Source organism: Colwellia demingiae, assembly GCF_007954275.1.
In the GTDB taxonomy this organism is placed as follows: domain Bacteria; phylum Pseudomonadota; class Gammaproteobacteria; order Enterobacterales; family Alteromonadaceae; genus Colwellia; species Colwellia demingiae.
In genome coordinates, this window is sequence record NZ_VOLT01000003.1 from 470,504 (window position 1) to 482,727 (window position 12,224).

General features: G+C 37.9%; 8 protein-coding genes and 1 riboswitch. Of the genes, 5 read left to right on the forward strand and 3 right to left on the reverse strand.

Annotated elements, in window-relative coordinates; all coding sequences use genetic code 11:
- Window positions 1-66 precede the first annotated feature (66 nt).
- Together ESZ36_RS07685 and ESZ36_RS07690 are read right to left on the reverse strand one after the other, a co-directional pair.
- Window positions 67-1,503, reverse strand: coding sequence for a cobyrinic acid a,c-diamide synthase CobB (locus ESZ36_RS07685; protein ID WP_246129016.1), 1,437 nt, complete (start codon window positions 1,501-1,503; stop codon window positions 67-69).
- A gap of 44 nt (window positions 1,504-1,547) precedes the next feature.
- Window positions 1,548-2,171, reverse strand: a complete 624-nt coding sequence (locus tag ESZ36_RS07690; protein WP_146785863.1) for a hypothetical protein — start codon at window positions 2,169-2,171, stop codon at window positions 1,548-1,550.
- A 273-nt stretch (window positions 2,172-2,444) separates the two neighbouring features.
- A riboswitch (cobalamin riboswitch) is annotated at window positions 2,445-2,657 on the reverse strand.
- A gap of 204 nt (window positions 2,658-2,861) precedes the next feature.
- Here ESZ36_RS07690 and ESZ36_RS07695 point away from each other — a divergent pair.
- The 5 genes from ESZ36_RS07695 to cobD all read left to right on the forward strand — a co-directional run bounded on the left by ESZ36_RS07695 (window position 2,862) and on the right by cobD (window position 10,169).
- Window positions 2,862-3,443, forward strand: a complete 582-nt coding sequence (locus ESZ36_RS07695; protein ID WP_146785866.1) for a histidine phosphatase family protein — start codon at window positions 2,862-2,864, stop codon at window positions 3,441-3,443.
- 67 nt (window positions 3,444-3,510) lie between these two features.
- A complete protein-coding gene (locus ESZ36_RS07700) occupies window positions 3,511-4,593 on the forward strand; it encodes a cobalamin biosynthesis protein CobD/CbiB (RefSeq protein WP_146785868.1) in 1,083 nt (360 codons plus the stop codon).
- 294 nt (window positions 4,594-4,887) lie between these two features.
- Window positions 4,888-7,257, forward strand: a complete 2,370-nt coding sequence (locus tag ESZ36_RS07705; protein WP_146785871.1) for a CHASE domain-containing protein — start codon at window positions 4,888-4,890, stop codon at window positions 7,255-7,257.
- Window positions 7,258-8,970: a putative bifunctional diguanylate cyclase/phosphodiesterase gene (locus ESZ36_RS07710; protein ID WP_146785873.1), complete on the forward strand. Its 1,713-nt coding sequence runs from the start codon at window positions 7,258-7,260 to the stop codon at window positions 8,968-8,970. It begins immediately after the preceding gene.
- A 164-nt stretch (window positions 8,971-9,134) separates the two neighbouring features.
- Entirely contained in the window at window positions 9,135-10,169 is a 1,035-nt protein-coding gene (gene cobD, locus ESZ36_RS07715) for a threonine-phosphate decarboxylase CobD (RefSeq protein WP_146785876.1), read from the forward strand.
- 79 nt (window positions 10,170-10,248) lie between these two features.
- Here cobD and ESZ36_RS07720 read toward each other — a convergent pair whose 3' ends face one another.
- The gene (locus tag ESZ36_RS07720) at window positions 10,249-12,180 is read right to left on the reverse strand and encodes a putative bifunctional diguanylate cyclase/phosphodiesterase (protein ID WP_246129017.1); all 1,932 of its coding nucleotides are present in this window, start codon (window positions 12,178-12,180) and stop codon (window positions 10,249-10,251) included.
- Between the last annotated feature and the right edge of the window lie 44 nt (window positions 12,181-12,224).

A 12,224-nucleotide genomic window follows, 5' to 3' on the forward strand; every position in this document is an offset into this window, starting at 1 on the left:
ATCTCATAAAAAAGCACTACTGAAATAGCGCACTTAACGATTAGAGCTAACGAATAAAGCTAACGGCTACAAGTAACGTGCTTTATTAAAAATACGTAAGGTTAAACTCGGGTTACTTGGGAGGTACCAATGCATGTATGACGCTAAAATATTGTTATGTTGATAAACAAATTCGCCTGCGCGCTCACTTGGGTGATGCGTTGTTTGACTGGTAGGATCTAGTTCAATATCGGCGCAAGAATAGTGGAAACTATGTCCCCGCATAATACTGTCTGCGCTATCTTCAGCAGCATTGTCAGTAAATGAAGGTAAATTAACCCATTGCGAACCAATAGCAGCAAGCTTTTTCTGCATCGTGGCTTTACCTGGTATAAGTCCTACCATTGAAAACTGCTGCCCTTCCATATCAGTAAGCTGATCAAGTAAATACAACATGCCGCCACATTCAGCAACAATAGGCTTCTTACTGGCAGCAAAAGCTCTTATATCACTAAGAAATGTTTCATTGTTCATTAATTGTTTAGCATAAAGTTCAGGGTAGCCCCCGGGAATATATAAGATATCGCCATCCGGTAAATGGGGATCAAGCATTGCTGAACAATAGATTAATTCCGCACCTGCTTGTGTTAAGAAAGCAATATTGGCCGCATAAATAAAACTAAAAGCACTATCTCTAATAATGATGATGCGCGTACCCACCAATGCACCCTCAATAATGTTTGCTTGGACACAATCTCCATCAACCTCAGCTTCTTGAGCAAAAAACTCAACTTTTGCAGGTAACTCTGTTAAACCTGTATTAGCAATATGGCTGGCCGCTTTATCAAGCTGGGCATCAATATCACTCAACTCTTGTGCTTGCACTAGACCTAAATGACGCTCAGGTAGCGTTATGGTGTCATCTTTAGGAATACGGCCGTAAAAACGAAACTCTTTAGGTAAACTTGTACTTAATAATTCAGCATGACGTTCGGTATTGACGCGGTTAGCTATCACCCCTGAAAAGGGTAAGTTTTCGCGAAATGTCGCTAAACCAAAGGTCACAGCAGCAAAGGTTTGTGCCATCGCCTTAGCATCAATAACAGCCAGTACTGGGATATTAAAGTACTCGGCTAAATCAGCACTGCTGGGCGTACCATCAAAGAGTCCCATGACTCCTTCGATTAAAATAAGGTCAGATTCCATAGCCGCTCGATGAAGCAATGCTCGACAACCTTGCTCCCCCACGAGCCACAAGTCTAATTGATACACTAATTCACTACTGGCTTGGCGTAAGATCATAGGATCAATAAAATCAGGCCCCACTTTAAATACGGTAACTTTACGTCCCTGATCACGATGATATCGAGCCAATGCGGCTGTTATCGTCGTTTTTCCTGAGCCAGAATGTGGTGCAGCAACAATCAATGCTGAACACTTAACCCCACTCCCCGCTTGCTGTTCTACTTTATTTTGAAATGCTTTATTTTGAGAGGGGACGGTTTTCTTATTCGCTTGTGACATTAAATACTCCTGCTATGTTAACTTCGCTGCTGTTAACGTAAAAACTATAGTTTTCCACTAACACTGGCATTACCACTGGTCTTAGTATTTATCGCTTTATCAGTGAAAAAATGACTTACAGTAAAATCAATAACGACCGCCGAAATAACATAGAAAACAGGATTAGAAATAGATTTGAAATAATACTTATCAACACGCGTGCCATATTCCGCCCAGGATAATTCAGGGAATTTACCCGATAAGGTGTAGTAGCTACCATTTGAAATAAAGAAAGCAATTGAACTAGCAACAAATAAGGCCAGTGCTACTTTAATGATATTAATTTGCCAGGTGTTTTGCTGCCAGTTTGGTTTGCTGTAATAACCCACCGTAAACATAGCGCCATAACTTAGCACCAATAAAGGGTAAGAGGAGGTAATGCAATCGCCAAATTGACCGCGAGAATAGGATGCGGCTAAATCGATGGTGATTGATAAAGTATAAAAAAACCAAAAGGCTTTTATATTTCGCAAGTACATACCGGCCAAGAAAAAAATAGCAATTGATGCGCTTGGCAAGTTATTTAAGCTGGCAAAGTGATGTGTACGCGTGGCGAGCATAAGTAATGTTAGTAAGGCAAATACAGCGAACAGCAAACTAACAGGTGACTTTTGATTGACTGATTTCATAACGATCCCATTAAATAATATTAACGGTGTAGGAAATCAAAGTCAGTAAATGCAAAGGAGAAAACCTACGCTATATTCTATATGATAAAACGCTATCCACAACTCAGTAACCGAGAAGCCAATAGTCGAAAATCAATAGACAGATAAATCGATAAACACATGTTTATGCGTTAATGATCACTATTTATAGGTATTCATTGCTGTAATTCAGCGCATTTACTTTTCTCTGAATTACCGCCCACCGCAGTTGTCGAGTAATAGTTATTTATCATTGATAAATAACTATAATCTAGGCCGGTCTCCGGACTCCTGATCATAGCACTTGCAACACCTTCCCATACGTTCATTATTGTGATGACCTAATAATGATTCAATACAGTGGTTTTGTTGCTGCTCACAGTTACCGTTGCGGGGGCAGTACTGGTATTCAACCAGTTTCACGTTTCATCTTCATTAGTGCTATTTACCTAATAACGTTTATCAGAATAATTAACACCGAAGACACCTAAATCTGCGCGGATATTACGTTATACATGGTAGTTATTCAACAATTAACGCCGTCATAACTAAACAAGTGAATGAAAAGAGAATACTCACGAGAAGTAATATTTGCGTTGAACCTAAGCAACGATTTAGTTATCCTCATCCGCTTAAATGGTATGAAAGCGTCATTATTGGTATTAGAATAAAATGAAAACAACTTTATATTTAGCTCGTCACGGGCAAACAAAATGGAACAAAGTCCAACGTTTTCAAGGCCAATTAGATAGCAGCCTGACACTCTTAGGTCAACAACAATCTGAACAGCTTGCCTCACGTCTTGCCAATCAACAAATCGATTTAATTGTTTCATCAACCCTAGGACGAGCCGTTGATAGCGCTCTAATTTGCCAGCGCATATTAAATACTCCTATTGCCCGTTTAGATGAACTCACAGAAAGAAATTTGGGGTCTTGGCAAGGGCAATATATTGCTGCCATTAAATCCCACGAAAACTACCACGAAATATTGCATCAATTTACCGAGATAACACCGCCAAGTGGCGAAAGTGCAATAAGCTGTGGATCACGTATTTATCAAGCACTTAAAGGATTAGCCAATAGCCACTTCAATAAAAAAATATTAGTTATTTTCCATGGTGAAGCATTACGCTGTTTTTTAGCTGAATTAGGCCATAACTCAACCGATAACGCCTACGAGTTATTCGACAATGGTTGTCTGTTATCATTAACTTATCGCCATGATGATGATAGTTTTCAGCTAGCAAGGTAATCTGTTTTTATGTCTAACGAAGCATTGACTTCCTCAACCTTGAAAAATACTAGAGCGTCTTAATTTCATGTCAGAACTTATCGCAAATATCTACCATCAAGCCATAATGCTATTACCTGACTTTGCTACATTCATCACCTTATCACTGGCGCTATTACTTGATAAATATTTAGGTGAAGCAAAGCATTTTCATTACTTAGTTGGTTTTGGTTGGTTAGCAAAAAAACTAGAGGCTAAGCTAAATCCTTATCAGCAATCACTGCGACAAAGCCAGCAAACGGCTCGAAAAACAAATCAGGAAGAAACTCAATATCAAGAGAATAATCTTGGCGATAAAGCTACTTTAAAAGCAAAGTTACTGGGTACTTTGGCCTGGTGCCTACTGGTTTTACCCTTGCCGCTTATTTATTTTTATCAGCTGAATCATCTAATATGGTATTGGCAAGTATTGCTCGATGCTAGTGTGATATATCTAGCCATAGGTCTTAATAGCTTGCATCAACACGCTATGCAAGTATACAAGCCTCTTAGCGCTGGTGACTTAACAACCGCTCGGTATTTTACTGGCTATTTGGTAAGCAGAGATACCACCAACCTTTCAGAGCAAGAAATGTCTAGGGCGACCATAGAGTCTATGCTAGAAAATGGTCATGATTCGGTTATCGCTTCATTATTTTATTACCTGATTGGTGGGGCGCCACTGGTAATAATACATCGATTAGCCAACACCTTAGATGCTATGTGGGGATATAAGAACTCACGTTTTATTAACTTTGGTTATGCCAGTGCTCGACTTGATGATTTACTCGGTTTTATTTCGGGTAAGTGCTGTACTCTGCTTTATGCCATTCAAGGAGTAAAACAAGGGAATGCTCTTAAGGCTATCGTTAATGCCTGTTGGCAAGGTAATCAATACAAAAGCCATAACGGTGGCTGGGTAATGGCTGCTGGTGCGACAGTGATGAGTAGACAATTAGGTGGCAGTGCGCTTTATCATGGAAAAACTGTCAATTCTGTTACTTTAGGTTGTGGCAGCAGTGTTACTACGAAAGACATCCCGACAAGTTTAATTGTGGTTACTCGTGCCAGTTTAATATTGCTAGTCGCTGTATTTTCTTTACAGTTAATCCTTTTTTTTCAACACAATTAACCTGTATACATTAATAGCAATTCAAATGAGTTTGTTCTCATTTAGAGTTTGTCAGAGGTTTGAGTGCAAATAGTAATGGCTATGACCCCACAAGTTATCATACGGTCACACCACTAATACTTTCTGGCGTTCTCCATTAATTATTATATTCTCCTCTTATGAATAAATATTCTATAAAAATCATCGACATCACAAAAAATATCAACTAACTTAACTATGGCTGATCTTCTATTACCTAAAACTTAAAGCACCACAATAGACCATTAACTTTCAACTAGTTAGAGTTATCTTTTAATGCCAAACAATGCCCCTCGACATAATATTGCTTATACATTTTATAAAATAGTATTTTTAGCTACTTGCTATGCGCTTATTGGCAGGCTTTCACTTTTACTGGCAATTCCCCCTGGATATGCAACTGCGATATTTCCTTCAGCAGGCCTAGCTCTTGCAAGTTTATTACTATGGGGAACGAGGCTTTGGCCTGGAGTTTTCCTTGGTTCATTCATTTTAAATATTTGGATAGGTCTGGAGCTTAGCCAATTAACTGACTTAAAGTTTTTAGCAACATTAGGGGCTGCATCAGGGGCCACTTTGCAAGCCATCATTGCAGCAAAATTAATTCGACATTATGTTGGTTTTCCAACCACTCTATCGAAAGATAAAGATATACTTCTTTTTTTAATCATTGGAGGACCTGTTTCCTGCTTAACAAGTGCAAGTATTGGAATTGCAAGCTTGTATTTTTTTGGCATTCTCGAATATTCTAACGTGACTTATAGTTGGATGACCTGGTGGGTTGGCGATGCTATAGGTGTGATGATCTCCGTTCCTCTCATTTTTGTTATCTTTGCCAGACCCAAGGATATTTGGCGAGATCGTCTATATGTTATTACTATCCCATTAGTTGCAATGATTTCAGTGGTTATTTCTCTATTTGTTTGGGTAAGCCAATGGGAGGAAGAGCGAAATCAATTTGAATTAAAAGAAATAGCCAGTAATAACGCTGAAAAGTTACGCTCTAGTTTTAGCAGCTATGTCGATGCTGTTGCATCTATAGAAAGGTTTTATGTTAGCTCTACTCAATCAACCATTAAACGAGAAGAGTTCAAAACTTTTGTTGAATATCACTTACAGAATAAATCGGGGATCAATGGATTAAGTTGGAATCCCGTTGTTTTTGATGAACAGCGAACAAGCTTTGAAAATAGTGTCAAACAAAAAGGATTCCCTACCTTCAAAATAAAAGAGCGCAGTAATGGCGAACTCATTAGCGCTTCAAAAAGAGCTACCTACATTCCCGTACACTATATTGAGCCTATGCTAGGTAATGAGCAAGCTTTTGGTTTTGATGTTGCTTCAAGTCAGCAACGTAAAAGTACGCTTGATCTGTCTAGAGATACAGGTGATGCTTTTGCGACACCAAGAATTTCATTAGTGCAAGAACAAGGAAAACAAGCAGGAATATTATTATTTTACCCTGTTTATTCAGGTGTTCATTCAACACTTGAACAACGGCGTGAAAATATTAAGGGTTTTGCTGTGGGTGTATTTCGAGTTGGAGATATAACAGATGCGGTACTTAGTGCTCAGGTTAAAAGTAAAGTTACAGTAGGCATATATGACATAACCGATGGAAAATCGACGCAACTTTATGGCCCTGAAAATATGACATTGCATATGCCAAATACTTTTAAAGTTACTGAAAAAATCACTATAGGTAATCGACAATGGCAAATTATTTATTGGCCATCGAGCGAATATCTAGCCAGTCATAGCTCATGGCAAGCATGGGGAGCGTTAGCGTTAGGATTATTATTGATCAGTTTTTCTGGCGCGTTTTTATTGTCAATGACAGGTAGGTCACATTCTCTTAACGCCGAAGTTAAAGAACGTACAGCTGAGATTGAAGCAAATCGTCTAGAAATCATTAAAGCCAACAACGCGTTAGAAGAGCGCAATCAACAACTTGAACACTCAAATCAAGAGCTTGATCAATATGCATTTGTTGCATCTCATGACTTAAAGTCACCACTTAACGCTGTAGAACAGCTTGCTAGCTGGATAGAAGAAGATTGCCATGACGTTTTACCTAGTGAATCACGAACACATTTACAGCTGCTAAAACAGCGAGTACAACGAATGAAGAATCTCTTAGCTGATATCTTAGTGTATTCAAGAGTTAGCCGAGATAGTTATCAGTTAGAGAGTGTTAAACTTGACCGTCTAATTGAAAGCGCCGTTTCTTTTAATTATATTCCTGAAAGTTTTGAGATCAAAATTATCCATTGCGATATTACCTTGAATCTACCGAAAGTGCTGATTGAATTAGCGATTCGCAATCTGTTAAGTAATGCCGTTAAGCATCATGATAAATCACACGGCGAGATATCAATTGAATACCAACAAGATAAGGGTTTGCAAGTGATTAGTGTGACCGATGATGGGCCCGGAATCCCACCAAATTTACAAGATAAAGCGATGGAAATGTTCAGCACATTACAATCAAGAGATGAAACTGAGGGTAGTGGTTTAGGATTATCAATGGTGAAGAAAGTGATGGTTCGTCTTAATGGACAGATCAAAATTAAGTCCGATGGTAAAAGTAGTACTACGGTTGAACTGGTTTGGCCGTTAGATATTAAATCCGAAGAGAGCAGTTAAATGGTATTTATACAAAAAACAATTAATGTTTTGATTGTGGATGATGATAGCGTTGATCGTGAAATGATACGCAGGTTGTTATCAAAATCCACACATCAATACTCTATTATGGAAGCGGGTACCGTTGATGATGCATTGATATTGTATGATCAGCACCATTTTGACGTTATTCTACTTGATTATAGAATGCCACAACGTGATGGTATTGAGATGATTCTAGAAATCAGAACACATCTGCGTAATTATGGTAGCGCGATTGTTATGCTTAGCTCAGCAACCGATGAAGAGCTGGCTATTGCATGTTTAAAAGCGGGTGCTCAGGACTTTATTTCTAAATCAGAAATAAATATTGGCCGAATTCAAAACGCTATTATTCATGCCCAAACACGCTTTGAGTTAGAACAAAAATTACGTGAAAGTTACTTAACGTCTAAAAAACTTGCAGAGCGTGATTCGCTTACGGGCTTGGCTAATCGCTTTGTGTTTGATGAATCGTTACATATTGCTGTAGCGAATAATCAAAGAAGTGCATTTAAACTCGGATTGATTTTATTTGATGTTGATAACTTTAAACACATTAATGATATTCACGGTCATGATGTGGGTGATGCAGTTTTAATTGAATTAGCATTGCGGATATCAGAGGCTTTACGTGAAAATGAACTTTTTTCTCGTATTGGTGGTGATGAATTTGCCATTATGATAGCCAATTTAAATGACATTTTTCATCTCCAAATGATCGCAAATAGAATTTTAAAAGTGGTTAAAGCGCCATTTGAAATGGAGCATGCAACATTAAATGTGGAGTTGAGTATCGGTATAGCCGTTCACCCTGACAACTCTGTAGATAGTAAAGAGTTAATCAAGTGTAGTGATATTGCTTTGTATCGAGCAAAAATGAAGTCAGGTAGCAAAATCTGTTTTTTCTACCCAGCAATGCAAGAGCAATTAGTCAGACGCTATGACATTGAACATATGCTACGTTCTGCGATTGAAAACAATGAACTAAACTTGCATTACCAACCAGTTATCGACGTAAATACGCAAAAGATTTCTGGCTTTGAAGCTTTATTACGTATTAATACCCACAGTAGCTTAAATTGTTATCCCGATGAATTCATTCCTATTGCTGAGAAAATAGGTGTTATTGGCGAAATTGGCGAGTGGGTTATAGAAACAGCAATTAGTCAGCTTGCTACTTGGAATAAGAAATTCAAAAATACGTTTACTATGGCGATAAATTTGTCTGCTGTGCAACTTGAAAATGATGACATACTAACCACAATAAAAAGTAACATTGAAAAACATAAAGTTAACGCAAACGACCTCGAATTTGAAATAACAGAAACGGCGGTCCTAAATTGTCATGAACGCGTAATTTCACGCATACAATCGATACGCGATATGGGATGTAAATTAGCCTTAGATGATTTTGGCACAGGCTATTCGTCTATTTCTCATTTATTAAAGCTCCCTATTTCAATAATAAAGTTTGATCGAACTATTATGCCAAGTTCTAAAGAAGATATAGCCAGTATTAAACTGCTTGAAGGCCTTATTTTGATGAGTAATAAGCTCGAATTAGAAATGGTTGCTGAAGGCATTGAAGAAGAATTTCAGCTGACTTTAATTCATCAAAACAAAGTTCACCGTGCTCAAGGCTACTTCTTTTCTAAAGCTCTTTCTATTAAAGATATTGAGAAATTAATATAGCGACTTAACCTAGACTTTTTTTTGAAGTACTAATATATTAACGATTTTTCATTTATATCTGAGTGTTTTTCAATCTAAATGGTAAGCCTTGGAATTGGTTACTAGTTTACTGTAATCTACAATTATTTAGCCGAATTAAGGCCAACGACAACAATAGGAATGAGATGGCTTTACTTCACGGCGGGCAATTACAACATGTTGCAAAGCAATATAATATTCCGTCTAGCGATTGGATTGATGTCTCGACAGGTATTGCGCCTGTTAGTTACCCTATTCCAAATATACCCTTGAGTGTGTGGCAACAACTACCACAACAAAATCCAGAACTAATATCTGCAGCACAGCAGTATTATCAATGTACACAACTTATGATTACCAATGGTAGTCAGGCAATAATTAAAGCTTTACCTGCGTTATATCGTCAAAAAAATGCAGAGTGTCAAGATGTTTACTTGCCTAGTCGGGGTTATAAAGAGCACGCTCATGCTTGGATAAATGCCGGTTATAACTTGCACTTTTATCAAGAGTTCCTTCCAGAAATTACAGAGATACTGCCCAATAGTGTTTTGGTGATCATTAATCCCAATAACCCAACAGGACAGTTTTTTAATGGTCAGGTAATTGCTCAATATCAAGAACGATTAAAGCACCTTAATGGCTTGCTGGTTCTCGATGAAGCCTTTATTGATGTAATACCAGGCAATCAATCTTATTGTAGTCAAATAGAAAATAGCCATAGCTTGGTCTTACGGTCTTTTGGTAAGTTTTTTGGTTTAGCTGGAATTCGAATTGGATTTTTAGTGGCTAATAGTTATTGGTGCGCGGCATTTAAAGAATTGTTAGGCCCTTGGCAAATCAACGGACCGGCACAATTAATTGCACAACATGCCCTGCAAGATACCACATGGCAAGCAACTCAAAAGAATTCGTTAAAACAACTAAGAATTGCGCAAGAGTACATGCTCAAACAAGTATTCCCTCAAACTATCCTTCGTGATATTAACGGTTGTAATTTATTTCTCACCCTCAGTTTTCATCAACAAGATACAGCAAAAAAATTGTATCATCTGCTTTGCCAACAAGGGGTCTACTGTCGGCTCTCAGATGAACAAGATACTCTTAGATTTGGTATTACCACAGAAGAATTACTTGAGCGTTTAGCGCTTGCCTGTAGGCAAGCTTGTCAGCAATTAACCTAAGCCGAAAATAACACAATACCTCAGGTATTTATGCCCGAGAATCAAGAAGAAAAGCAGCTATCAAAGTTGCCCTCCTCTTTTATAAGTATTTCTCAGGCACTTGAGTTAAATAACGATCAATGTCTTCAATTTCGATTGGCTTAGAATAATAATAGCCTTGAAGATAATGCACACCTAACTTATGCAACTCTCGGGCTTGCGCTTCGGTCTCTACTCCTTCTGCAATAACTGAGAAGTCTAACGACGAGGCTATATGCATCACTGCGGAGATAATCGCGTGCCCATTAGTATTCATTTTATTGACAAATGAACGATCTATTTTAACCATGTTTATTGCTAAGTCTTGTATCACCGAAAGAGAAGAATACCCGGTACCAAAATCATCAATAGACACCTTAATTTTTCGAGCTTGAAGTCGTTTAATTTGGTTTGATATGATACTAGTATCAGCAGCAAATACGGACTCGGTGATTTCTATATGTAATAATTCGCCAGACAATGAACTGCATAACAGAGCATTATCAACAATATCTATAAAACTTTCATCTTGTAACTGAATCACCGAAACATTTACACAAACTGCCAGCTGCTTTTCCGTATTCCATTGGCTTGCTTGCAAACATGCATTCCTTAGTACCCACGCGCCGATTTCGTGTATCAAGCCGTATTGCTCAGCAATACTAATAAAGTCATCCGGTGGAATATTTTCCTTATCAAGTTGCCAACGAAGGAGCGCTTCAAAAGCAACAACGTCATCATTTTTAGATGATATTATTGGTTGAAAAACTAGCCTTAATTGTTGTTTCTCAATTGATTTAATCAGTTCATTTTTCAGACGTAGTTCATAAGAATAAAGTTTATCCATTTGTTCGGAGAATACGCCAACAGTCGAACGCGCTTGTTTTTTCTGATAGTACATGGCCATATCAGCAGATTGAATAAGACGATCTTCTGTTTTTGCATGCTCAGGATATAATTCAATACCTATGGTCGCACCGACAGATAAAACGCTATTTTCAGTATTATGAGGTTCAGATAGTACCTCTATCAGTTGTTCAGATACAGCAACAGCGCTGACTTCATCAGTATCTGCCAATACCATTAAAAATTCATCACCACCCCAGCGACACAATAGTTTAGTATCAAAAGACCACTGTTTAAGACGGTCAGCAGATTTTTTTAAAATTTGATCCCCTGCTTGATGACCAATGGAATCATTTATTTTTTTAAAGCCATCTAAGTCGATAAATAACAGTGCAAAAGGTTTATTCGATGAAGCTAACGCCGTCTTTAAATGATTTAAAAAGGCGGTTCGATTATATAATCCCGTAAGTGAATCAAGGTTAGAGAGCTCATAAATTTTTCTTGTTCGTTGTTCAACTTTTTCTTCCATTTGATGGACTAACAACTTATTTTCATTTTTTAAAAATAAGGTGTTAAGGGTAAAGTCTGCCGACTTTTTTGAGGTGATAAGCATTACTATACTGTAAGAAAACCCGAGAACACCCAACAGTTTCAACGCATATTGCTCGGATAACAGTAGGCCTATTGAAGCTGGTGATAGTAATATGAATGCATAAAACATCGCTGTATATTTGTGAGCTGCAAGTATCGTAGCTGAACCGCCTGCCATGGCGGCAATGGCAATAAGGGTAGTGGTCAATTCAACAGAGCTATTGTATTTTGTGATATAAACTAAGTATACAGCCCACATAACTCCTGTTGGATTAACACCGATAATGAAGCGTTTAACCGCCTTTTCCCCATCGAATTCAGTGTGCTGCAGTTTAGTTTTCCAGATGAACACATCGACCATTCTGAGTATAAGTAGAGTACTCATCCCCCACCACCAGATATGTTTAAAGGAATCTGTTAATGGATTATTGAATGCAAAGACTAGGAAACTTGAGGTAATCAAAGAGATCACAATGCCCGAAACTGCATTGCCGTATAACAAAGCTGCAGCATCTCGCTGCATGAACTTATTCAACTCTGATTGACTACTGGTCAAAAAAAGACCTCTGTTATTATTGTTCATCTTTTTATAAGTATATA